Below are 24,570 nucleotides of genomic sequence, written 5' to 3' on the forward strand. Positions count from 1 at the left end.
AGTGGTGATATGCAGAGTATTTGGCCAGAGACAGAGCACCGGGTGGTGATATAATCCGTATAAATGATTTAGCCTTCCGTATCACCGGAGCCAAGATGACCTGTCAGCAAGATGCCCCTTCACAAGAACAGCAACTCACCTTTGATCCTCGCGGTCATCAACTCACTAATATCAATGTCTGGACCCCTGATAGCCAATGGCTGGCCTATGATGTGCGGCCCAATGGTAGCACTTTTAGTGGCTTAACGATTGAGCGGGTTAATTGTATTACTGGTGATATTGAGGTGATTTATCGCGCTCAGCAGGGGGCGCATGTTGGTGTGGTGACGGTCAGCCCAGATTCACCCGCGCGTTATGTGTTTATCCACGGGCCAGAGCACCCGGATAGCCACTGGCACTATGATTTTCATCATCGGCGCGGTGTGATTGTGTCCGAACCGGATAGAGAGCTGGCGGTAACACTGGATGCGATGGATATCACCCCGCCCTATACCCCAGGAGCATTGCGTGGTGGTAGCCATGTCCACGTTTTCAGCCCTGACGGCAGCCGCCTTAGCTTCACCTATAACGACCATGTACTACATGAAGTAGACCCGTTATTGGATTGTCGCAATGTGGGTATTGCACTGCCGCTGCATGGCGTGAATCCACCTAAACAGCATCCTCGCGAATACGATGGCAGCCATTTCTGTGTTTTGGTCAGTCGCACCACGCCCATACCACAAGCGGGCAGTGACCAGATAAATCGGGCATACGAGGAGGGGTGGATTGGCGCGCGGGGATATCTTAAAACGGACGGTACCCGTCAGCGTTGGGCATTGGCCTTTATCGGCGACACCCTCTCAGCGCAGGGTGAAAAAATCCCAGAAATCTTTATTGCGGATTTGCCCGAACATGACCGAGAGTATGCCCGCGCTGGAGCGGAGCCACTTGAGGGGACGCAAACTACCCTGCCTGCGCCACCCGCCGGGGTGATTCAGCGGCGGCTAACTTACACCAGCGAGCGGCCTTTCCCTGGTCTTGCTACCAGCCCGCGTCATTGGTTGCGTTCATCGCCGGATGGCAGTGCCATTGCCTGTTTGATGAAAGATGATAGCGGTATCGTACAATTATGGCTGGTTTCTCCCAATGGTGACTCACTACGGCAACTGACATTCAGCGAGGGAGGGATTCAATCAGCATTTAGCTGGCATCCACAGGGCGGTAGTTTGGCTTTTGTCTGTGATAACAGTGTGATGCTCTGTGATAGCACCACCGGTCAACTGCGCCGTTTGACGGCTCGCAGTGCGGTTGCGCCACTGGCGGATACGGTGGTTTTTGCACCAGACGGTAATAAGGTGGCATTTATGCGGGAAATAGATGGGTGGGTGCAAATCTTTACTGTGAATGTAAGCTAGGCCCCTTAGCTAATACGGTCAGGGGCTGGAGAGGGCACGAGCTGTGATTACTGTATCGGTGCACTGACAGTTTGTGTCGGTTGCTGATTTTGTATTTCCGATTGGCGGACACGCTCGCGCGGGGAGCTGGCCATTTTGTCTTCATTGTCTGAGCGCAGATAATCGTAGGGTAGGAGCAGGGTATCCATCACCGCAGAGAAGGGCAGATCTACTGCCAACAGGGGCCGTAGCGCCCAGCCGGTATTGTCATCTTTAAGCATCGCCACATTGGCTTCAGTGCCGGAGTAGTAGCCCTGACTGCTGCTGGTGTGGGTCATAATGCTTGAGCAGCCACTAACGAACAGCAGAGAACAACCGGTAACAAAAGGGATAACTGTATTTCTCATTGTTGTACTCAGCTCTCATGATACCGTGATTAACTGACACGACACTATGTCAGGTTTTGTCGTAAATTGTTACACCCATTTACAGACACTTCCGATGGTCAAAGATTCAATCTTGTGGACTGATTTAACTTAAGTGTAAGTTATAACAGCTGATTTATCGAATATTAGTTTAATAAACATCCTATTGAGATTTTTCGCGTAAATTTTTTTTGATTTTACTCTTGAAAAAAACAAGACCGATACCATCTTATTATCAGGTCAGAGAGAATACGCCGATAGGGTATTCAGACCATTAGTCTGTCCATAGTGGAAGGCTTAATTAAAAATAGGATAATACCCTTGCTAATATATTTAGGAGGCAGTTTTTATGCGTAATTCCGAGCTTGCTCCATTGTATCGTTCAGCTATCGGTTTCGACCGGTTATTTAATCTATTAGAATCCGGCCAGAACCAAAGTAATGGCGGTTACCCTCCCTATAACGTCGAGTTGGTAGATGAAAACAACTACCGCATTGCTATTGCTGTGGCAGGCTTTGCAGAGCAGGAGTTGGAAATTGTTACTCAAGATAACATATTGATTGTTAGAGGGTCTCATGCTGGTGAGCCTGAAGCTCGCACCTATTTATATCAAGGTATCGCTGAGCGTAACTTCGAGCGGAAATTCCAGTTGGCTGAGCATATTAAAATTAAAGGTGCCAACTTAGTGAATGGCTTACTGTATATCGATCTTGAGCGATTGGTACCAGAAAGTTTAAAACCGCGCCGTATTGAAATTAAGCAATCAGCTTAATATGTTTTTTCAATAATATGGCTAAGTCACATTATTAATAACTGAGCCAAGTCTGCCGTAATCGGGGACTGACCGGCTTTCTATTATCTCGCTTCTTAGAAGGAGTTATATTTATGCGTAATTATGATTTGTCACCTTTACTTCGTCAGTGGATTGGTTTTGATAAACTGGCCAGCTCAATGCAAGGCAGTCAGGATGCCCAAGGGTTCCCGCCATATAACATTGAGAAAACTGATGATAACCACTATCGCATCTCACTGGCATTAGCCGGATTTAAGCAGAGCGAACTGGATATCGAAGTAGAAGGCCCACGCCTGACAGTACGCGGTAAGCCCGCGCCGGTAGAAAAACAGGTTGAATACCTGCATCAAGGCTTGATACGTAAAGAGTTCTCATTGACCTTTACTCTGGCTGAGCATCTAAATGTAGATAATGCTCAGTTTGAAAATGGCCTGCTGCATATTGATCTGTTGCGCCAAGTGCCGGAAGCACTGCAACCTCAGCGTATTACTATTGGTAATGCTGCACCTGCGGAGCGTCAAGTATTAGATAGCCCGGCGGCAACCGAGCAAACTGAACAGCAGTAATTATGATGACCGGCACCTTTGCTTGAGGTGCCGGGATGCCCTTCTTACTTAACGCCGCAGCTTTGTTAGCGGCGTTTTCTTACCGGAGAGTTTCCCCGCTCTCCGGTGCATTTTGTGGTGTATCACACATTCAACCGTTCTCCCTTCTGACAGAATCCCTACTAATTATAAGAATTTAAGGCTATGTCTGACATTGGTGATATTTCACATGGCCGACCGGTTTTTAAACTTAGGCAAGGAAGTGATTTATGAGTGCTATCGCCCTTACCGTCAGTATGTTGGCGCTGGTCGCTGTATTGGGGTTATGGATCGGTAATTGGAAGGTCTATGGTGTTGGATTAGGTATTGGCGGGGTGCTGTTTGGCGGCATTATTGTGGGCCATTTTGCACAAACCTATGACGTTGTTCTTAATGGGGACATGCTGCACTTCATTCAGGAGTTTGGCCTGATTCTGTTTGTATACACTATCGGTATTCAAGTCGGACCGGGGTTCTTCTCTTCACTGCGAGTATCGGGGTTACGACTTAACTGCTTTGCCATTCTGATGGTGATTGTCGGTGGGTTGGTGACTGCCATTATTCACAAACTGTTTGCCGTGCCGCTGCCGATTATTTTGGGTGTGTTTTCGGGGGCGGTGACCAATACACCGGCACTCGGGGCGGCACAGCAGATCCTTACTGATTTGGGGTCACCACCTCAATTGGTTAGCCAAATGGGGATGGGTTATGCCATGGCATACCCATTTGGGATTTGTGGCATTTTGCTGGTGATGTGGCTGATTCGTTTATTCTTTAAAATCAACGTCGATCGTGAGGCCAAAGAGTTTGATAGTAGCCACGGGCAGAATCGTGAGTTGCTACAAACCATGAACGTTGCGGTGCGCAACCCCAATCTGCATGGTTTGTCAGTACAGGATGTGCCGTTGCTCAATAGTGATGAGGTGGTCTGTTCCCGGCTGAAACGTGGTGATTTGCTGATGGTACCGTTGCCCGCCACGGTGATTGAACTGGGGGACTATTTGCATTTGGTTGGCCAGCGTGAAGCTCTGGAAAAAGTGCGGCTGGTCGTGGGGGAAGAGGTGGACGTTACGCTTTCCACTGCGGGGACGGCGTTGCAAACCGCTCGGGTGGTAGTAACCAATGAAGCGGTATTGGGTAAGAAAATCCGTGACCTGAATCTGAAGCAGAAGTATGACGTGGCCATCACTCGCCTTAATCGTGCGGGTATCGAACTGGTGGCCAGTAACAGTGCCAGTCTGCAATTCGGTGACATTCTTAATTTGGTAGGCCGCCCGGAAGCAATTGAGGCGGTATCCGCGGTCGTGGGTAACGCGCAGCAGAAGCTGCAACAAGTGCAGATGTTACCGGTATTTATCGGTGTTGGTCTGGGGGTATTGCTGGGGTCGATACCACTATTCATTCCAGGGTTCCCGGCGGCATTACGGCTCGGGCTGGCGGGTGGGCCACTGGTGGTGGCGTTGATTCTCGGGCGTATCGGTAGCATCGGTAAGTTGTATTGGTTTATGCCACCGAGTGCCAACCTGGCTTTGCGTGAGTTGGGTATTGTGCTGTTCCTGTCAGTGGTCGGGCTGAAGTCCGGCGGTGATTTTATCAATACGCTGGTTAATGGTGATGGGCTGGCATGGATTGGTTATGGCGCGATGATTACCGGCATCCCGTTGCTGACAGTGGGAATTCTGGCACGCATGTTAGTTAAGATGAACTATCTGACGCTGTGTGGCATGTTAGCCGGGTCAATGACCGATCCTCCGGCGTTGGCATTTGCTAATGGCCTGCACCCCACCAGCGGTGCGGCGGCGCTCTCTTATGCCACGGTTTACCCACTGGCGATGTTCTTACGAATAATGTCGCCGCAGATACTCGCCGTGCTGTTCTGGACATTGTAATGGATAGCCGATTATCCTGCGTATAGGGTGTTAATACAGTGAGAACAGGCAGATCGTAAAGACGCCGTCAATCCATCCCTGGAGGCTCGAGCCGCGCCATCCCTGGCGCGGACGCTTTACTCTTCTGCCTATCCTCACCGTATAAAGACTAAGGTGATATTTTCCAAAGGAATAGGAAGTTACGCAATTTGCTGCTTAATAATCACTTCGCTTCTTGAAATGCCAGCTCAATCTCTTCGGCCAGAATTGCGACCCCCTTTTCGATCTGCTCAGGCGCGGGCACATAGTTCATCCGCATGCATTGATGGGTGTGCGGCCAGTCATGTTCCAGACCCGGGAAGAAATAGTGGCCCGGTACCATCAGCACGCCACGTTTTTTCAGGCGCTGATAAAGTAGTTCGGTGCTGATCGGCAACTCTTTAAACCATAACCAGAGGAAAATGGCACCTTCGGGTTTGTGGATCAGGCAGCGTTCAGGCGGCAGGTATTTGCGCAGGATAGCGATAGTTTGCTGCACCCGCTCAAAGTAAAACGGCCGGATCACCTCATTGGATAAGCGCAACAAATCACCACGCTCAATCATTTCGGCGGCGATCGCAGGCCCCATACTGCCGGGCGATAAGCTGATAATGCCATTCATATTGGTGATGGCCGAAATCACTTTCTCATCGGCAATGACAATGCCGCAACGAGAACCGGGTAAACCCAGCTTCGACAGGCTCATGCACAGGATGATATTCGGATTCCACAGTGGGGTCGCATCAGTAAAGATGATACCGGGGAAGGGCACACCATAGGCGTTATCAATCAATAACGGAATATCACGTTGCTGAGCTATTGCATCAAGGCGAATCAGCTCTTCATCGGTAATCACATTACCGGTAGGATTGGTCGGCCGCGATACACATATCAGGCCAATATCATCGGTAATATTGAGGTGATCGAAATCGACGTGATATTTGAATTGGCCTTCTGGCAGCAGCTCAATATTCGGCTTGGCAGAAACGAACAGGTCTTCATCCAAACCTGCATCGGCATAGCCTAGATACTCCGGTGCCAGCGGGAACAGCACCCGACGGCGGCTGCCATCAGCATAGCGACCAGCGAATAAATTAAATAAGTAGAAAAATGCGCTCTGACTGCCATTTGTCAGTGCAATATTCTGTGGCTCAATTTGCCAGCCCAACTCGTCGCGCAGCATTTTTGCCAGCGCTTTCAGCAGCAAGTCTTTGCCTTGTGGCCCGTCGTAATTACACAGCGCCTCAGTCAATTGCCCGCGCTCCAGCATCTCCTGACACAGTTGTTGGAAGTAGGCATCCATCTCTGGAATATGTGCCGGATTACCCCCGCCAAGCATGATAGAACCTGGGGTTCTAAGGCCGTCGTTGAGGTCATCCATCAGTCTGGTAATACCCGCGTAGCGGGTAAATTTATCGCCGAAAAGTGAAAACTTCATAAATGAAAATTTATTGTTATCCGTAAGTGAACAAGTACCATACGCGTAGATAAAAGTGGGTGCAATGCGGAAAGATTTCTTCCTGCCGATGGAAAGTGTCGGCAGGGAGTGTTTTTGCGGGATAATATTCTTATTTACTCTTTCTTGTCTCCGACCCAAACCACCAGCACATTATCCCCCTGATACTGGCGACTAAAAGCATAATAATCATCAGTTTGTTGAGATTGTTGTACTCCGGCACCAATCGCCGGATGGCGAGCGCGGAACTGACTGACTTTTTGCCAGTGTGCCAGCAGCGCACCTTTGGCACCGGTGAGTTCATTCCAGTTCATATCTGATCGGGTGCCCTGCAACGGATCTGAACCAGTTGGGCCGAATTGCCGCCCACTTTCATCGCCATAGAAGATTTGCACTGCACCTGGGGCCAGCAGCAGCAGTGAGCCCGCCTGTTGCTGTTTCAGCAATGACTGCCGGGCATCATCTTTGAAGAATAGTCGGGTATCGTGTGATGACAGGTAACTCAATACATTAAAAGCTTGCAGTTTTTCAGCCATTTGCTGATAGGTGCTGTCAATAGAAGAGAAGCACGCTAGCGCTTGTTTTGCTTGATCCTGAAAATCAAAGTTAATCATGGCATCGAAGCCGTTTTGGTAGTAATCGCTCTTCATCACACCATGGCCCCATGCTTCTCCGGCCATCCAGAACGGTAAGTTATCCAGTGCTTGAGAGGGATGGGCCGCTTTCCATTCAGCCAATGCGGCAGTGGTTTGTTGTTTAAGCTGTTGCCATGCCGGCTTCTCCACATGCTTGGCAGTATCAACCCGAAAACCGTCGATACCGTAATCGCGCACCCATTGGCTTAACCAATGAGTTAGGTAATCACGCGGTGTGGCTCCAGCAATTTCCCGCGCTGCGGTATCAGGTTTATGCCGATAAAACACCGGTAAGCCGCTGGGGTGAGTCGATTCTGTTTTGATGTCCGGCAAGAAAGCTAATGACATGGTTAGGTCGTCATAACCCGGTGAGTCGTAATCGCCAATATCGGTACGGATCCACTGCTTGCCCCACCAGTTGTCCCAACTGGCTTTATCACCGAAGTTGATGTAATCATTAAAACTATGCCAGGTTTGCCCTTTGCCGGGCGTCCAGTCGGTCCATTTTTTACCCAGTGTTTTTTCCAGTTGGTCGCCTGGCAAATAGAGTGCACCGAACTGGTAACTTTGCATATCCGCTAAAGTGGCGTATCCCACATGATTCATCACCACATCAAATAGAACACGAATACCACGTTTATGGGCCTGTTCAACCAGCTTATGTAAATCCTGTTCGGTCCCCATATTGGCATCCAGGCGGGTCCAATCCAGCCCGTAATAGCCATGATAGGCATAATGCGGGAAGTCGCCTTTAGTACCGCCACCGACCCAACCGTGAATTTGCTCCAGTGGCGAACTTATCCACAGGGCATTAACGCCAAGCTGTTGCAGATAATCAAGTTTCTCGGTTAAGCCTGCCAGGTCGCCGCCGTGGAATGTACCAATTTCCTGCATACCATCGCCGTGACGGCCGTAGCTGTGGTCATTGGCGGGATTGCCATTTTTAAAACGATCCGTCAGGACAAAATAAATAGTCGCATTTTGCCAGCTAAATGGCGCGGCTTGCTGGGTTTGGGCTGATTCCAATAGCAATAAACCACCACTCTCTGGGGCCGGTTGTAGCGTGATTTTCCCCAGCGAGACTGTTGCCGTTTGGCCGGAATAGAAATCCCGTATCGTTTCGCCTTCAGCAAAGGTTTTGCTCACATCTACAGTGACAGGCAAGCCATTCCAGCGCTGGCAACTGTGAGTCACGACTTTTGCCACTTCCACCACAGGTTCTGTGAGGCTTAAAGTGAGTGTCGGCGTACCGCTGCGGATATCAATGCGCGCCTGATACTGGCCATCACGGAACAATCGCCACTGAATATCGGCTTGATTCTGGCAGGGTTGCAGCGAAAACGTCTGGTTCAACTTCACCGGCCCGGTGGGTTGCCAGCACTGTTTATTCTGATAAAACTTGAGCGGATATTCCCCTTTAGTCAGAGTGCTATTACTGACAAAAATACCACTGTCCTGCTCGGTGAACACTGGGAAATGCTGGAGTGACCAGTTAGCCATCGCTGCCGGTGAGAGTAGTAGCAGCAAGGATATTTTGAGATGTTTCATGGCACATCTTCCTATTTTGGGTGCGAGAGGTTTATGCGGATTGAGGCTGGTTTAGTGTGCCGTTTGGTGAGGAAATAGCCTCATCCTTGAGTGGATTTTATGGGGAGGAGACGTGCGGAGGAGTGGGGCACTTTTAATTGGCCGTTTTTTAGCCTAAACTACAATGTATACATTGTAAGTTATGGGGTGTGGAGAGAAAAATGAGTGTTATATCTGTAAGAATGCCTGATGAACTCGCTCACCAACTGTCGTTATTGGCCGAAGCGACTGGGCGTACCAAATCTTATCTGGCCGGGCAGGCAATCCAGGATTTCCTGGCGCGAGAGGCATGGCAAATTAACGAGATAAAACAAGCTATTATTGAGGCTGAACAACAAGATTTTATCTCTGAAAATGAGATGACTACACGTTTTAAAAGAATGGGTGTGGCGATTCAGGGTAAGGATGAATAATGAACGTAATATGGCTAAGGAAAGCCGCTGTAAACTTAGAACATGAGTATCAGTGGTTATATGAGAAAAACCCTACCGCGGCTCAAAATTTTGCCAATGAAGTCTATGAGTTAACCTCATTATTAGCCACTCAACCCTCGATGGGGCGAGCAGGAAGAGTGATGGGAACACGAGAGTTGGTATTGTATAACCTCCCTTACTTGCTACCTTATCGGGTTAAAAACGCTGAGATTCAAATACTTCGCGTGTTTCATACCTATCGAGAACCACCAAAAGTCAGATGGTAGTTATTTTAGAATATAGTTATCTCAGAGGATGGTTATCATAGGCCCGCGCATCACAGGCCTATGAGCTTAACGGATAATTTTTTTATTTCTGCAAAACCTGCGGATTCACGCAGTTTTCCGTCACGGTACCGGTTAGCGCGGCGATCAGGTTATCCACTGCACAGGCAGCCATGTTGTAACGGGTCTCGGTGGTGGCGGAACCAATATGTGGCACGGCAACCACATTGCGCAGTGAGAGTAAGGGCGAATCTATCGGTAGCGGCTCTTGTTCAAACACATCCAACCCAGCGCCATGAATCGTGCCATCTTGTAGCGCGGCAATCAGCGCTGGTTCATCGACAACCGGCCCACGGCCCGCATTAATCAGAATTGCGCTGGATTTCATTTTAGCCAGTTGGTCACGGCCAATCATATGGTAGGTCTGCTCGGTCATCGGCAGCGTAATACAGAGAAAATCAACTTCAGCCAATAAGGTATCGAGAGAACAGCGACGGGCATTAAAGCGTTTTTCGGCTTCTTCATGTGGGCGGCGGCTGGTATACAACACCGGCATACTGAAACCGAAATGTGCCCGCTGGGCCAGTGCCATCCCGATGCGACCCATACCGAGAATGCCGATAGTTTTGTGATGGATATCAACACCATACCAGTCATCACCAATGCTATCTTGCCATTCACCGGCTTTCACCCGTTCAGCTAATTCAACCACTCGACGCGCGCAAGACAGCACCAAGGCCATCATGGTGTCGGCGACGGTTTCTGTCAGCACCGTTGGTGTATGCATCAAGGCCACACCACGCTGGCTCAGGGCATCAACATCAAAGTTGTCATAACCGACAGAAATGGTTGAGGCAGCGCGCAAACGCGGTGCTAATTGTAGAAAGTCCTGATCGATTTTACCGCCGGAGCCGATAAGCCCCTGTGCCTGTTGCAATGCAGACAATAGCTCTGGCTGATTATCAGGCGCTAAGCCATCAAAACTGTTTACGGTAAAATGTTGGGCTAAACGCTGATGCAGATCGCTGGGAATACTTTTGTACAGCACAATAGAAGGCTTCATCGCAAACTCCAATGACGTTACCCTTCATACTTGAAGTCGCAGGGGTGTTAGCTTCATTCACTAATCCGAATCACTTGACTGTGTAAGTTCATCGGGGTTTGCATCACTCGATGCCTGCCCGCAACCTCAATTACTTTGGGTGGGTGAAATTTAAAGCCAGCATACCAGTGATCACTATTGTGGGATCAAGCGCTAATCACCTTCGTCATGTTACAACGCATGAAAACCAACCTGCGTTAGCAGGTCGGTGACGTCGAATTATTGTGCTTCGCTGCGGGCGGTATTTTTAGCCGTCAGGGTATGCGAGCTGATGGCAGCGCAACGTAGTGCGGTAATAATCGCCAATGCGGGTGCGATGGCAAACAGAATAAACAGCCAATGGGCGGTATTTTCTGCCCCCGCTACTCCCCCTGGGGAATTAAGGCCAGAGAGGTTGGCTACCATGCCAGCCATCGCCGCACCGAGTGCGGTGGCAAACATTTGAACTGTGGTAATCGAGGCTCCGGCAATGTCTTTATCTTCTTCAGCAGCCACTTGCAGAATACGGGTCAACAAATGTGGCCAGCCAAAGCCGATGCCAAAACCGACCAGTGTTAATGCGATAGCGATCGGCACCATCTGTTGCCAGCCACCAAGTGAGCCGGCTGGCATCAAGATAGACAGCGCCACTAATCCCACTAGCACAATAATTGGACCGCTGATAATCGCCCAGCGGACGCCTGATTTTTTCCAACCCGCGCTCATTACTTCAGAAAGGGTCCAGCCCGCCGCCATGGTGGCTGCAATATAACCTGAAATCAACGGTGACTGACCATGGAGGATTTGCAGGAAGTAAGGGACGAATATCTCACAGGTAATGCCGATCGCCAGCAGAGAGATGGTGATATAGAGTGCTGCCAGCGGTGAGTTAAGGCGCAATGCCTCTTTTGGCAGTAGTCGAGAGGTGGCGCGTGACTCGATGCGCAGTAACAACAGCAACAGTAAGATGGCAAACACCATACCCACCATATTTATCAGACCGCTGCTGGCGATACTGCTGGCAGAAATAGTCAAAACAATCGCGGTTAATAACACCAATTGCGTGACAGGCAATGCCGACGCTGTCGTGGTACTGGAGCGGCCCGCTGGCAGGATTCGCCAGGTAAAGATGGCATAAATCAGGGTGATGGGGAGTAGCGTCCAAAATGCAAAACGCCAGGCATTCATTTCAGCAAATATGCCGCCAATCGCAGGGCCAATCAGGGTGGCAACGCCCCACATACCTGAAATCAGCGCCATTGCCCGCGGCCATAACGATTGTGGAAATACCAGATTAATCATGGCGTAAGAAAGGGCAAACAGGAAACCACCCCCTAAGCCTTGCACAGTGCGGCCCAGCAGCATCAGTGGCATATTCGGTGCCATGGCACATAACGCACTGCCGAGCATAAAGATTAGCGAGGCAAACAGGTATGCGCTACGTGGCCCGTAGCCACTGAGTAAGCGCGCAGAAAGGGCCGAGCCGAGGATCGAGGCGGTAACGAATAGCGTGGTATTCCAGGCGTACAAGCTCAGGCCGTCAATATCCAGCACCACCGACGGTAAAATGGTGGTGGCGATGTAGATATTGATGGCATGTAACACCACACCACCTGACAGGGCTATGGCAAAGGCCGCATTTTTACCGGAGAACAAGTCACTCCAACGGCTTGCATCATTTATTATCACGTTTCTATCCTGCCAGAAATCTGGTTGTTGAGTTGGTTTTGTGGTTACGATAAAATTAAACAAGTAAATTCTTGGAATAACTTAGGGCAGTTACTAATAATAAGTCAAGCATGCGCTTGGAAAATGTTATGCTGGCATTGATTGATCAAAAATAAAAAACCTAGCAATGATACCGGGGAAGATATGAATATCGACCATACCACCAGTCAGCCACAATCGGTGGCGAAACGCCTACTGATGCTGCTTAAAACTCGTGGTCCGATGCAAGCGAGTGATGCCGGGATGATTTTAGGCACGACAGGTGAAGCGGCCCGGCAGCAATTCGTCAAATTGGCTAAGGAGGGGTTGGTGGTCTCCGAGGCGCAAACGCGCGGTGTGGGTCGGCCGATTCAATTATGGCAGCTAACCGAGGTGGGTAACGCGCAGTTCCCTGATACGCACAGCGAACTGACGGTACAACTATTAGGTTTAATCCGTTCTCAATTGGGTGACAGCGCCCTTGAGTTGCTGATTGATAGCCGCGAACAGGAAACCCGCACTCAATATTGTCAGGCGATGGTGGGGGCAAATAGTGTGATCGAGCGGGTTGAGCGGCTGGTGGCCATCCGCAGCCGTGAAGGTTATATGGCACAAATGCAGCAGGAGGCTGATGGGTCACTCTTGTTAATCGAAAATCACTGCCCAATCTGTGCCGCGGCGACCAGTTGTCAGGGCTTTTGTCGGGCGGAGTTAGCGGTATTTCAGCAGGTGTTAGGGGTAGCGGTTGAGCGTGTTGAGCATATTCTATCCGGCTCTCGTCGTTGTACTTATCGTATCAGGCGCGAGTCATTATGATGACCGATTGGCTGCGGCTGTAATGAAAATGCGGATAAAGCCTGAGGCACTATCCGCAGAGAAAGTATTAAGAATCACAGCGGGCTTAAGGTGATTTCAACCCGGCGGTTTTGTGCTTTACCGGCGGCGGTGCTGTTGCTTGCGACCGGATTGTCCGGGCCTGCACCACTGGTGCGAATACGATTAGCGGCCACGCCCTGCACGATGAGTGCGCTACCCACGCTGTCGGCGCGTTGTTGTGAAAGCGTCATGTTATGTGCTCTGGCACCGGTGCTGTCGGTATAACCGGTCACATTGACGGCGGTTTTATCATACTCTTTCAATACCATCGCCACGCCGGTTAAGGTGTTGGCCCCGGCCGGTTTCAGGTTGCTGCTATCCGTATCAAATGTGACATTATTTGGCATATTCAACACGATATTGTCGCCCTGACGGCTAACACTAACACCGGTACCGTTCATTTTTTCACGCAGTTTGGCTTCCTGCACATCCATGTAATAACCGGCACCACCACCCAACGCAGCACCTGCTGCTGCGCCAATTAATGCCCCTTTGCCCCGATCGTGTTTCGATGATGACAACATACCAATGCCGGCCCCTAATGCCGCACCAATACCAGCACCGTAACCGGATTTTCCGGCTTGAGACTCGCCAGTATAAGGATTGGTAGTACAAGCGGAAAGTGTCAGCGCCACAGAAACGGCGGCCACCGTGGCCAGAATGTGTTTTTTCATTGAATTTCCCTTGAATGGCACTCTATTTCGGCGAAAAGATAGATAACGTCGCCCAATAGCAGATTAAAAAATTACTCACCAACGTGCAGTACAGTTGCTGGTTTTTATCTGCCATCGTTATCCGGTAAAAAAGGAGGGAATACCATTGAGAAAACTCTCATAGTGTCATCCCAAGTGGTTAGTTGACCGGTTTATCAACAAATTACGCACGAAAAAGCCACGACTTAGCGGGTGGTTGAATAACTTCCCCCTATCTGTAGCAATAGGGGGCGCGATTTATAACTCCACGTGAGGCGGGGCGGTGGGGGGCTGGGTTGGTATTGATGAAACGGGGCCGAATTTGTAGGGATTAAAATTAAAACCAATGCGTTTCTTTACGATGGCCGAGGGGGTTGAAATCACCTCAGCTTCGATAAGAGTAATACCCTCGGCTTTCAAATGTTGAATGGTGGCGTGCAGTGCGGCTGATCCCGCGCCCCTGATTGTCCCTTCAGCATCTGGGGTTAAAACATAAGTCGGATGCGTTAATGTTGTTGCTATTGTGCCGTGTTTTTCATGTGTTTCTTGATTGATTAAATAACTGTGCGCAATGCTAACGCTAACAATCTGATGGTTGAATCGAACCACGATAATGCTCTGATTATCACTGGAACGCTGCGCGTAACTCTTTATCAGCCGACTGGTGGCTTGACCTGCATATCTATTTGTCGCCATGGCCGTCGGGAATATACCATGATGATTACAATAGACGCGCTGTTCATGGTATGTATTTTCCCATTCGGCAATCGTGGCGAGTAATTCATAGATTTGGCGGCGAATTTGCTCTGATTCGCCCTGAATCACCTCAATATCGAACCTTTCCGGCGGTACCACCCACTCACCATTACGCAGTATTCGTGGCAAAACATCTTGATAAATATAGGAAGAGATTGGCATCTCATAGCTTCCCAGCGGGTATTGCTGAGCCTGTCGTGGTGACGCAATAGAATCATCACTGTCAGAGTCACTCTCGCTACTGCAACTGTCATCGGTGCTTTCGTTGCTACTATCGGCAGTGGCACCCTGAGGGCTATTGGTTATCGCGTAATTGGCATAGTTTTGTTCAGCGTAGCCAAAAGATTGAGTGATGCTATCTATCACCGCCGATCGACCTTGCTCTTCAGCGACATCATTAACAGTTTGGATCAAGCGATTACCGGCAACAGGCTGATGGATAAAAGCATCAATAGCCTCATTGTCGTTATCAATGGTCCCTCGGTCTAAGATGTTATTTAAGGTTTGGATCAGGTATTCCGTTGACCAGGTACGCAAATTACCACCGAACAATAGCGTAAAATCAGCTAATACTGATGATAACCAGGGAGAACATAAATGCCGAATTTGGCGGGGATAACGCAGACCAATAACATTCTCCAATGGCGTCTGGCAATGGCGAGCAACAGCCGGCAGCGTGAGCGACTGTTCGTGGAGATGGGTTTGAATTTGGGTTAACACTAATGTGGGGGGAACCGGCTCTTGTGAAGTGGATATCAAGGGAGTATGAGGTTTTAAAGGCTCGCCACTGCCCACCACGATTCTGTTTGATGGATCTTCTCCGGCGAAGAGTGCCTTAATATGTCCCCAGGCGGATTCAACCTGATCACAACGCCCGTGGGTGATTATGTTATAGAGCGCCAGAGGGCCGGATAAAAAGCAACCTGCAATACCGCTGGCCCCACGTTTGGTTCTTTGGGGCTGGCTGTGTATTGCCATGAGAACTTTTTGCATGACTAACGGTTGCCGCTCATCACCATTAAAGATAGATAAATAAAATGGCTTGCTGTTAATAGCATCCTGAGAAAGGATTGAGATAGTCGGAGACAAATTGAGTAACTCGCCTTCGAGTGTTTCCAAATAATTCAACAGTAATTCATTATTATACCAGGAGAATAAGAAGGAAATGTGTGTCACACCCTGATGGATTGGAAAGTCGAGCTGTTGCTTGTTAGGTGGCAGTATTGAAACCCTATTATCGTCAGCGGTAATATCAATAAAATCATTAAGACTCATATTAAATGAGCCATCATTCACTTCAAAGCTAAGGAGTATGGACTTTCTTTTATTTTCTGCATCTACGGTATAGCGAGAAAATATAGCAGAAAGAGGTATCACCATTTTTTGTGCGATAACACAATGTATATCACAACTCAGTAATGATTTATCTGTCACCAAGATTCTGGATATTTCATCTGTTCCTATCACGTGTTGCCATGTATTTTTCATGACACTATCCGTTAAGGTGAAAAAATTTTCATTTTGGTAAATCGTCGCCTGACTGCCTTTGGGGATTTTAATTGAATTTATTTCATCTGCTCGAATTGAAAGATGATTTATTATTGTGAAATCAATGTTTTCTGGGGCATGAATACAGAGCTCTTTACCCTGGAAATAATCGCTGGAATAAATACAAACAGGCAAACTACGGGGAGGGGGGCCGCTCATGCCTGAACCTGGGTGCTCAATTATATTGTCAGTCAATGTTTCTTGGGCTGTAGCCATCCCAGAATATGACAGATATATTAAAATAAATAAAAAAATATTTTTATTATTCAAATGATAATCCCTTACTTTTGAATTAACCATCAGTGCAGAGTCTGTGGGAAATGCTATTTAACGATCAAAATTCATCATGATGGAAGCCGAGTTTGGTGCTCACTCGCGCTGCGGGTTGACTTGGCGCACGAAAACGTAAAATTTTCACCCCATGTTGTTGTAGATAACGCGCCATTTCGTGTAGTGCGGCGTTTCCCGCCCCGCGAATACTGCCTTCATCTTCCGGGATTAGCACATAGTTTGGGTCAGTGACAAAAAATTCGATGTAGTAGTTCTCGTGACTATTTTCAAACGACTCATCTCTTCTGGCGACCAGGAGACTAACAACATCTCCTTGTAACCGAACCGCTGCGTACACATAGTCATGTTCGGGTGCGAGTAATTCACTGTATAGAAAGTAACTATTTGTTCGCCCAGCCGCGATAGTTCGGTCATGTTCCGACCAGGGTTCGTTAGTGGTGTGGTAATAGACGGGGGCATCGTTATATATGTCTGACCATGCGCCTGCTGCTGCTAAAGCATCATCCATAAAGGCGGCATCGATATCTGGCCGGGTCGGGATGGTGGTATCAAGAATATCGACATCAAAATATAAATTGGGTTGGGTGACCCATTGTTCATTCTCAAACACACGTACCGCAGGCCTCTCTGTGGGGTAATGATAAGAGGCCAAAGAGAGTGAATATGTCCCTAATGGCAAGCGCTGTGCACCCAAGGGGGATTCCGTCGCGCCAGGGTTGTGCGCCAGATAGCGTGCGTAATTTAATCTTGTATGATCAAATGCTTGAGATATCTGGCGGATGGTTTCCTCCGCCCCCAGATTGCGCATAGCCTCTCTAACTTCATTAATCAGGCGGCTTCCTGCTGCCGAGTCCCTATTTGGAATGGCGGGTGTATCTTCCTCATAAATTTGTGTTAATACTCGGCGTAAAACATCCAGCGTCCAGTCGCGTAATGAATCACCGTATAGCAGGGTGAAATCCGCCAAAACTCTTGATACCCACAGGCGGCAGTTTACATTTGTATCACGGGGATAACGCTCGGCGAGGATATTATCTATCGAGGTTTTACAAAATTGCGCGGTGGCGGGTAGGGTGAGTGACTGATTATGTAATTGGGTGTCGAGCCTGGTTAATGTCAGTGTTGCGCTGCCACTATTTTGGGGTAATTGTGGCTGTGGTTTCCGCAAGGGTGACTTGGTGGTAACCGCCATCGATTTATCTTTGTTATCATCAGAAAACCAATGTTTTACTGTACTCCACAGTGTATCGCCCTGAGTGCAGTGGCTATGAGTGACGTAATTATAAATCGCCAACGCGGGAATGAAGGTACAACCTAATGTTCCGGCGGTATCGCGTTCGCTTCGGTGGTGTACCGACTGAATATCTTCAGCGCTGGCAGCCATCACTATTTGGTCGATGATAAGTGGTTGCTTGCCGGTATTATTAATAACGATGGCTGAGGTTTCTACTGGGCGATCAAAGGGAGCATTGCCAAGCGTTATAGTGGGGGATAAGGCTATCTGTTCAGTGCCACGGCTTTCCATATAATCTACGGCAATACTGTTGTTGTTAATATGGAATAACAGGGAGAATCTGTCCGCCTCGGGGTTGATGCGAAATGCTAGCGGTTCTTTACTCTGCGGACTATTAAAGATGAATATATCTCGGTGAGAAAACCATATTATTGGTCCTAAAGATAATTCCGTCATAAAAACACTCTGATCATTAACATCAAAACTCAATAACACTTGTTTATTGGGATGGTTAGGATCACTCCATTGATGAGCAAAGATATCGGATAAAGGCAGTTGCATTCTTTTTAGAATGACACAACGTTCACTACAACCTTCAATAGGCGAATAAGCGACCTCAATGCCACTGATTTCATTATCCATATACAAATTGGCTAAAGCGGGCTGCTCGATAGACTCGGTTAAGTTAAAATAAGGCGGGCTATAATCATCATTTTTATATATGGTGGCTAACATCCCGTCGGGAATATAAATTGATGAAGCATTGTCATTTCCTATCATGGTATCGTCTTCGTTAAAAAGATCAGCTTTCTTTTTGTTGGAAAAACATTTTGATTTTCCTTGAAATTTATCCTCTGAATATAAACATACCTCTGGTGGGGCGGCGGTGTAATCTCTCATATCATTGGCAGTTGCAGTGGTGGCGGTTGTTATAAAAAATAATAATATCAAATATTTACTGATAAAATTTAACTTCATAATTAACTCCTTTTTTATGAGGTGAGAGTTTTAATAAGAATGGTGGCACTATTTAATAATAAATATTTTCATCAAATATTTGAGTCAATATCAAAGTTCATCATGATGAAAACCGAGCTTCATTTTTACGCGGGCGGAGGGCTGTGAAATAACGCTAGACCGTAATATTTTCACCCCATTTTCTTTCAGGTAACGGGCCAATTCATGTACTGCTACGCTGCCTGCTCCGCGCACATTGCCTTCAGCATTGGGGGTCAGAACGTTACGGGGAGCGCTCACCGAAACATCGATATAGAACTCATCTGTCGCGTTCCCGCTAGAGGCTCCCAACATGCTGACAATCTCTCCCTCAAGCCGTACCACCACGAACAGATAGTCACTGGTGGTGTTTTCCAATTCGAGTAACAGTGAGGTACTGGTGGTGCGTGCTGCGCTGGTAGTGCGATCAAGATCAGTCAGAGGATTGTCTTGCTGGTCAGTTTTTAATGGGGCGAAAAGGTAAGTAGTAAACCATTGGTCCATCACGGTGTGCGCGAGAATAATACCCGACCGGTCAGTTGTGCTGGCATCAATGATCTCCACTTCAAAATGTAAGTCGGGTCTGGTCACCCATTCATTATTGTGGCGAATACGGACTACGTGCGGCTCGGCGGGATAGCGATAAGACGCTAGCGAAAGTGAATATTCCCCTAATGGAAGACTTTGTGTGGCGCCAGGTGATTCCGTGGCGCTGGGGTTCTGTCCAATATAATTAGCATAATTTAATTGGGCATAGCGAAATGCACGGGTGATTTGCTGGAGGGTTTCAGCCAATCCCAATTGTTGGATAATGGCACTGACGCCAGTGACCAGATGATCCTCAGTCGTCTCATCGTTACCTGCATAGCCAGTAGACTGTTGTCTATCAATCCGTGTGACGACATTCTGCAGTTGCTGGGGTGTCCAGTCCCGCACAGTATCACCGAATAACAGGGTGAAATCAGCTAATATACGAGATACCCACTGAGGGCAGTTTTCATCCGGGCTACGGGGATAGCGAGCCGCGAGGATATTATCTATTGAGGTTTTACAAAATCGAGCAGTGGCCGGTAATGTCAGTGCCTGATTATGTAATTGAGTATCAATTTTGGTTAAGGTCAATATAAGAGAATTGGCTTGGTCATCGTTATTTTGGGGAAGAGCAGGGTGTGGCTCAAGCAAAGGGGAATTACTGGCAATCAAGACTACCTTGTCTTGATTATCATCGGAAAACCAATGTGATATCTGACGCCATAATTTATCTGCCTGATCACAATGGCTATGGGTAACATAATTATAAATCGCCAATGCGGGGATAAAGGTGCAGCCTAGCGTTCCGGCGACATCCCGTTTTTTTCTATAACATCCGCTATATTCATTATCATTCGTTGCTTCAACTTGATATTTATCTTCAGAATATAAACAAACTTCTCTGATTTTAATATTATCGGCAATGGCTAATGGAGATAATATTATTAACAAAGTTAAGGATAATTGGATGCTTAGCAATGCCCCTATCATATTAAACCCCTCACGTAATTCCCACAGGAAAATAGGCTCAGGAATAGAGTAATACAGTTATGGGGTTGAACCGGTTATTAAAATTTGTCAGATGCTGGGGGTAAAATAAGGAGCTAATTAAATAGGTGTTGCCAGTGCAGAGTTAAAATAGTGTTTTTGGTCTCGGCGTTATACGCTTTTCCTATCTGGGTAAAACCCTGTTTACGGTAGAAGTGGTAGGCGCGCTGGTTTTGCTGATAGACCTCCAACGTCAGGGCGCGGTAATGCCGCTGAACATATTCCATCAATACCTTACCGATACCCTGCCCGTGAAAAGGTTGGGCGACAAACAATGCCCCCACCAGTTGTTCTTCCAGAATACTGATAAATCCTGCAATCGGATTCTCATCATGGATGGTTTTTGAGTGTAAATAGACCCAAGTGCGGGCTGCTGGCAGGTAAGTGTTTCGTACCAACGGGGCGCTCTCATGCCAATATTGTTCGGTAATAAAAGGATGCGCCGCAATCGTGCTGGTTAGCCACAATTGCATCACGGCATCGATATCGTCCGGTTGGTAAGTTCTTATCATTTTACCGCGTTATCCGGATGGCAAAAACAACTCGCCAGATGATCGTTCACCAGGCCACTGGCCTGCATAAAGGCATAGCAAATGGTGGAGCCGATAAATTTAAAACCTTTTTTTTTCAATGCTTTTGACATTGCATCTGATACGGGTGTGGTTGCGGGTGACTCCGCCAGACACCACCAATGGTTAATTTTTGGCTCGCCATCAACAAAACTCCAGATAAAGTGCGAAAAATCCTCACCGTCGGCCTCCATGGCCAGATAAGCCTGTGCATTGGTGATAATGGCCTGAATCTTACCGCGATGACGGATAATACCGCTGTCCAGCACCAGTTTTTCTATATCGTCCGGCCCCATTTTCGCCACACGCACCGGATCAAAATTATGGAAGCACTTGCGATAGTGTTCACGTTTTTTCAGCACGGTTATCCATGAAAGTCCGGCTTGTTGCCCTTCGAGGCAGAGCATTTCGAACAGCGCCTGACTGTCGGTACGTGGGATACCCCATTCAGTGTCGTGATAAGCGAGATAGAGAGGATCAGAGGTGACCCAACCGCAGCGTTGTAGACTCATAACTCGTCTTCCTTTTTATTATCTGACTTAGCAGAGGATGATCGCTGTTCATTAGCTGATTAGCAACCTATCGACGGACTCTTTACCTTTGTTGGCGCAAAGCAGAATAATCAGTTGGAATACAGTGAAAGGCTCATTTTATCGACAAATCCATCTTGATTGTTGCATCTTGCCGGATTCTGGCTGTATATCTTACGGTCAACGGGTATACTGACCCATTCCATTTTAATCCACTTGTATCGCGTGCGAATCCAACATGCAAAAGTTTGATACCAAGACCTTTCAGGGCCTGATCCTGACGTTACAGGACTATTGGGCGCGCCAAGGCTGCACCATTGTTCAACCACTGGACATGGAAGTCGGCGCGGGTACCTCCCACCCAATGACCTGCCTGCGTGCACTTGGCCCAGAGCCAATCGCTGCCGCTTATGTACAACCTTCACGCCGCCCGACCGATGGTCGCTACGGTGAGAACCCAAATCGCCTGCAACACTATTATCAGTTCCAGGTGATCATTAAGCCTTCACCAGACAACATCCAGGAGCTGTATTTAGGCTCGCTGAGAGAACTGGGTCTGGACCCGACTATCCACGATATCCGCTTTGTTGAAGACAACTGGGAGAACCCGACCTTGGGTGCCTGGGGTCTGGGCTGGGAAGTGTGGTTGAACGGAATGGAAGTGACGCAGTTCACTTACTTCCAGCAAGTGGGCGGTTTGGAATGTAAACCGGTCACTGGCGAGATAACCTATGGTCTGGAACGTTTAGCGATGTACATTCAGGGCGTAGACAGCGTTTATGACCTGATTTGGTGCGACGGCCCGCTGGGCAAAACCACTTATGGCGATATTTATCATCAGAATGAAGTGGAGCAATCCACCTATAACTTCGAATACGCCGATGTGGATTTCCTGTTCTCCTGCTTTGAGCAGTATGAGAAAGAAGCTCAGTCGCTGCTGGCACTGGAGAACCCGCTGCCGCTGCCCGCTTATGAGCGCATTCTGAAAGCTGGCCATACGTTTAACCTGCTGGACGCCCGTAAAGCCATCTCGGTGACCGAGCGCCAACGCTATATTCTGCGCATTCGTACGCTGACCAAAGCTGTCGCCGAGGCTTATTATGCTTCCCGCGAGGCGTTGGGCTTCCCTATGTGCAAAAAGAATCAGAACTAAGAGGCTGTCATGACTCAACAGACTTTCCTGGTGGAAATCGGCACGGAAGAGCTGCCGCCGAAGGCTCTTCGTTCTCTGGCCGAATCTTTTGCTGCCAACTTTACTGCTGAACTGGATAACGCCAACCTGCCTCATGGTGAGGTGGTTTGGTATGCTGCGCCGCGCCGTCTGGCGGTAAAAGTGACCGATTTAAGCGCGGCTCAGGCGGATCGTGAAGTTGAAAAACGCGGCCCTGCCATTGCGCAAGCTTTTGATGCTGAAGGTAAACCGAGCAAAGCCGCCGAAGGCTGGGCACGGGGTTGTGGTATTACTGTCGATCAGGCTGAACGTCTGGTTACTGACAAAGGCGAATGGCTGCTGTATCGCGCCCATGTCAAAGGCCAATCAGCACAATTACTGCTGGCAGATATGGTGAATAGCGCGCTGAGCAAGCTGCCTATTCCAAAACTGATGCGCTGGGGTGATAAAGAAACCCAATTCGTTCGTCCGGTTCATACTGTAACCCTGCTGTTAGGCAGCGAATTGATTCCAGGCACTGTGTTAGGTATTGATTCAGACCGCATTATTCGTGGTCACCGCTTTATGGGTGAGGCTGAATTCACTATTGATAACGCTGACCAATACCCGCAGATTTTGCTGGAGCGCGGTAAAGTCATCGCTGATTATGAATCACGTAAAGCTATAATCAAGCGTGATGCAGAACTGGCAGCGCAGAAGATTGGCGGTATTGCTGATCTGAGTGAAAGCCTGCTGGAAGAAGTGACGTCACTGGTTGAATGGCCGGTGGTGCTAACCGCCAAGTTTGAAGAGAAATTCCTGGCAGTACCTGCGGAAGCACTGGTCTACACCATGAAAGGTGACCAGAAGTACTTCCCGGTTTACGATGCTGCCGGTAGCCTACTGCCAAACTTCATTTTTGTTGCCAATATCGAATCTAAAGATCCTCAACAGATTATTTCCGGTAACGAGAAAGTGGTTCGTCCGCGCTTGGCTGATGCGGAGTTTTTCTTTAAGACTGACCGTAAAAAACGTCTGGAAGATAATTTGCCGCGTCTGGAAACCGTGCTGTTCCAACAGCAATTGGGGACGTTACGTGACAAGACCGACCGTATTCAAGCATTGGCGGGCTGGGTTGCCGCACAGATTGGCGCGGACGTTAACCATGCTACCCGTGCAGGTCTGCTGTCCAAATGTGACCTGATGACCAACATGGTGTTTGAATTCACCGATACTCAAGGTGTGATGGGGATGCACTATGCCCGTCACGATGGTGAAGCTGAAGATGTTGCTGTAGCGCTGAATGAGCAATACCAGCCACGGTTTGCCGGTGATGATTTGCCATCGAACCCAGTTGCTTGTGCATTAGCGATTGCCGATAAGATGGACACATTGGCCGGTATTTTCGGCATTGGTCAACATCCGAAAGGTGATAAAGACCCGTTTGCGCTACGCCGTGCGGCGTTGGGAGTACTGCGCATTATCGTCGAGAAGAACTTGCCACTTGATCTGCAAACGCTGACTGAAGAGGCGGTGCGCCTGTATGGCAGCAAGCTGACCAATGGCAACGTGGTCGATGAAGTGATTGAGTTCATGCTGGGCCGTTTCCGTGCCTGGTATCAGGATGAAGGTCACAGCGTTGACACTATTCAGGCGGTACTGGCTCGTCGTCCAACCAAACCGGCTGATTTTGATGCACGGGTGAAGGCGGTGACCTATTTCCGTACCCTGGATGCCGCAGCGACATTGGCTGCTGCTAACAAGCGTGTATCGAATATTCTGGCGAAATCCACTGATACCCTGAATGACCATGTGCATGCCTCGGTGTTAAAAGAGCCGGCAGAGCTGAAACTGGCCACACATTTAGTGGTGTTGCGTGACAAGCTGGAGCCTGTCTTTGCTGCGGGTCACTATCAGGAAGCGCTGGTGGAACTGGCGGCTCTGCGGGAAACGGTCGATGAGTTCTTCGACAGTGTTATGGTTATGGCAGAGGACGATGCAGTGCGGATCAACCGTCTGACATTGCTGAGTAAATTACGCGAGCTATTCTTGCAGGTTGCTGATATTTCGTTATTACAGTAATTCTGTACTTGGCTGGTCAT

At 48.5% G+C, this 24,570-nt stretch carries 20 protein-coding genes; 9 read left to right on the forward strand and 11 right to left on the reverse strand.

Features of this window, described 5'->3' with window-relative positions; translation table 11 throughout:
- Positions 1-95 precede the first annotated feature (95 nt).
- Positions 96-1,397, forward strand: coding sequence for a DUF3748 domain-containing protein (locus V1956_RS02365; RefSeq protein WP_442824770.1), 1,302 nt, complete (start codon positions 96-98; stop codon positions 1,395-1,397).
- 47 nt (positions 1,398-1,444) lie between these two features.
- On the opposite strand, the gene V1956_RS02370 is transcribed toward V1956_RS02365, so the two are convergent.
- Entirely contained in the window at positions 1,445-1,783 is a 339-nt protein-coding gene (locus V1956_RS02370; RefSeq protein WP_372560205.1) for a YceK/YidQ family lipoprotein, read from the reverse strand.
- 367 nt (positions 1,784-2,150) lie between these two features.
- Between V1956_RS02370 and ibpA the strand changes: the two genes are divergently transcribed.
- The 3 genes from ibpA (at position 2,151) to V1956_RS02385 (ending at position 5,067) form a co-directional block, all read left to right on the forward strand.
- Positions 2,151-2,573, forward strand: a complete 423-nt coding sequence (ibpA, locus tag V1956_RS02375; protein ID WP_372560206.1) for a small heat shock chaperone IbpA — start codon at positions 2,151-2,153, stop codon at positions 2,571-2,573.
- A 113-nt stretch (positions 2,574-2,686) separates the two neighbouring features.
- On the forward strand, positions 2,687-3,160 hold the full coding sequence (gene ibpB / locus V1956_RS02380) for a small heat shock chaperone IbpB (protein WP_083161508.1): 474 nt from the start codon (positions 2,687-2,689) through the stop codon (positions 3,158-3,160).
- Between the two features lie 248 nt (positions 3,161-3,408).
- Positions 3,409-5,067 carry a putative transporter gene (locus V1956_RS02385; protein ID WP_372560207.1) on the forward strand — a complete coding sequence of 553 codons (1,659 nt, stop codon included), beginning with the start codon at positions 3,409-3,411 and terminating at the stop codon, positions 5,065-5,067.
- A 202-nt stretch (positions 5,068-5,269) separates the two neighbouring features.
- Here the strand turns inward: V1956_RS02385 and V1956_RS02390 are convergent, their stop codons facing one another.
- Both V1956_RS02390 and V1956_RS02395 read right to left on the reverse strand, forming a co-directional pair.
- A complete protein-coding gene (locus V1956_RS02390; protein ID WP_372560208.1) occupies positions 5,270-6,523 on the reverse strand; it encodes a valine--pyruvate transaminase in 1,254 nt (417 codons plus the stop codon).
- 134 nt (positions 6,524-6,657) lie between these two features.
- Positions 6,658-8,724 (reverse strand): alpha-amylase, encoded by a 2,067-nt coding sequence (locus tag V1956_RS02395; protein ID WP_442824771.1) that lies wholly within the window; start codon positions 8,722-8,724, stop codon positions 6,658-6,660.
- 200 nt (positions 8,725-8,924) lie between these two features.
- Between V1956_RS02395 and V1956_RS02400 the strand changes: the two genes are divergently transcribed.
- Together V1956_RS02400 and V1956_RS02405 are read left to right on the forward strand one after the other, a co-directional pair.
- Entirely contained in the window at positions 8,925-9,176 is a 252-nt protein-coding gene (locus tag V1956_RS02400; RefSeq protein ID WP_372560210.1) for a CopG family ribbon-helix-helix protein, read from the forward strand.
- Positions 9,176-9,463: a type II toxin-antitoxin system RelE/ParE family toxin gene (locus tag V1956_RS02405; protein ID WP_442824772.1), complete on the forward strand. Its 288-nt coding sequence runs from the start codon at positions 9,176-9,178 to the stop codon at positions 9,461-9,463. The genes V1956_RS02400 and V1956_RS02405 overlap by 1 nt, the downstream gene beginning before the upstream one ends.
- Before the next feature lie 82 nt (positions 9,464-9,545).
- Here V1956_RS02405 and ghrB read toward each other — a convergent pair whose 3' ends face one another.
- Together ghrB and V1956_RS02415 are read right to left on the reverse strand one after the other, a co-directional pair.
- The gene (ghrB, locus tag V1956_RS02410; protein WP_372560212.1) at positions 9,546-10,523 is read right to left on the reverse strand and encodes a glyoxylate/hydroxypyruvate reductase GhrB; all 978 of its coding nucleotides are present in this window, start codon (positions 10,521-10,523) and stop codon (positions 9,546-9,548) included.
- Positions 10,524-10,781: 258 nt separating this feature from the next.
- Positions 10,782-12,224 carry an MFS transporter gene (locus V1956_RS02415; RefSeq protein ID WP_442825775.1) on the reverse strand — a complete coding sequence of 481 codons (1,443 nt, stop codon included), beginning with the start codon at positions 12,222-12,224 and terminating at the stop codon, positions 10,782-10,784.
- 189 nt (positions 12,225-12,413) lie between these two features.
- Between V1956_RS02415 and V1956_RS02420 the strand changes: the two genes are divergently transcribed.
- Entirely contained in the window at positions 12,414-13,064 is a 651-nt protein-coding gene (locus V1956_RS02420; RefSeq protein WP_372560213.1) for a helix-turn-helix transcriptional regulator, read from the forward strand.
- A gap of 74 nt (positions 13,065-13,138) precedes the next feature.
- On the opposite strand, the gene V1956_RS02425 is transcribed toward V1956_RS02420, so the two are convergent.
- From V1956_RS02425 to V1956_RS02450, 6 genes are all read right to left on the reverse strand, one after another.
- Positions 13,139-13,798 (reverse strand): OmpA family lipoprotein, encoded by a 660-nt coding sequence (locus tag V1956_RS02425; RefSeq protein WP_442824773.1) that lies wholly within the window; start codon positions 13,796-13,798, stop codon positions 13,139-13,141.
- Between the two features lie 276 nt (positions 13,799-14,074).
- Positions 14,075-16,060 (reverse strand): hypothetical protein, encoded by a 1,986-nt coding sequence (locus V1956_RS02430; protein WP_420074832.1) that lies wholly within the window; start codon positions 16,058-16,060, stop codon positions 14,075-14,077.
- Positions 16,061-16,454: 394 nt separating this feature from the next.
- The gene (locus V1956_RS02435) at positions 16,455-18,425 is read right to left on the reverse strand and encodes a GNAT family N-acetyltransferase (protein ID WP_442824774.1); all 1,971 of its coding nucleotides are present in this window, start codon (positions 18,423-18,425) and stop codon (positions 16,455-16,457) included.
- Positions 18,426-18,713: 288 nt separating this feature from the next.
- Positions 18,714-20,162, reverse strand: coding sequence for a GNAT family N-acetyltransferase (locus V1956_RS02440; RefSeq protein ID WP_442824775.1), 1,449 nt, complete (start codon positions 20,160-20,162; stop codon positions 18,714-18,716).
- 113 nt (positions 20,163-20,275) lie between these two features.
- Positions 20,276-20,731 (reverse strand): N-acetyltransferase, encoded by a 456-nt coding sequence (locus V1956_RS02445; protein ID WP_372560217.1) that lies wholly within the window; start codon positions 20,729-20,731, stop codon positions 20,276-20,278.
- The gene (locus V1956_RS02450; protein ID WP_420075255.1) at positions 20,728-21,300 is read right to left on the reverse strand and encodes a DNA-3-methyladenine glycosylase I; all 573 of its coding nucleotides are present in this window, start codon (positions 21,298-21,300) and stop codon (positions 20,728-20,730) included. The genes V1956_RS02445 and V1956_RS02450 overlap by 4 nt, the downstream gene beginning before the upstream one ends.
- Positions 21,301-21,556: 256 nt before the next feature.
- Between V1956_RS02450 and glyQ the strand changes: the two genes are divergently transcribed.
- Together glyQ and glyS are read left to right on the forward strand one after the other, a co-directional pair.
- Entirely contained in the window at positions 21,557-22,471 is a 915-nt protein-coding gene (glyQ, locus tag V1956_RS02455) for a glycine--tRNA ligase subunit alpha (RefSeq protein ID WP_005186828.1), read from the forward strand.
- 9 nt (positions 22,472-22,480) lie between these two features.
- Positions 22,481-24,550, forward strand: a complete 2,070-nt coding sequence (gene glyS / locus V1956_RS02460) for a glycine--tRNA ligase subunit beta (protein ID WP_372560219.1) — start codon at positions 22,481-22,483, stop codon at positions 24,548-24,550.
- The last annotated feature ends 20 nt before the right edge of the window (positions 24,551-24,570 follow it).

Source organism: Yersinia sp. 2540 StPb PI (assembly GCF_052217165.1).
Classification (GTDB): Bacteria; Pseudomonadota; Gammaproteobacteria; order Enterobacterales; family Enterobacteriaceae; genus Yersinia; species Yersinia enterocolitica_E.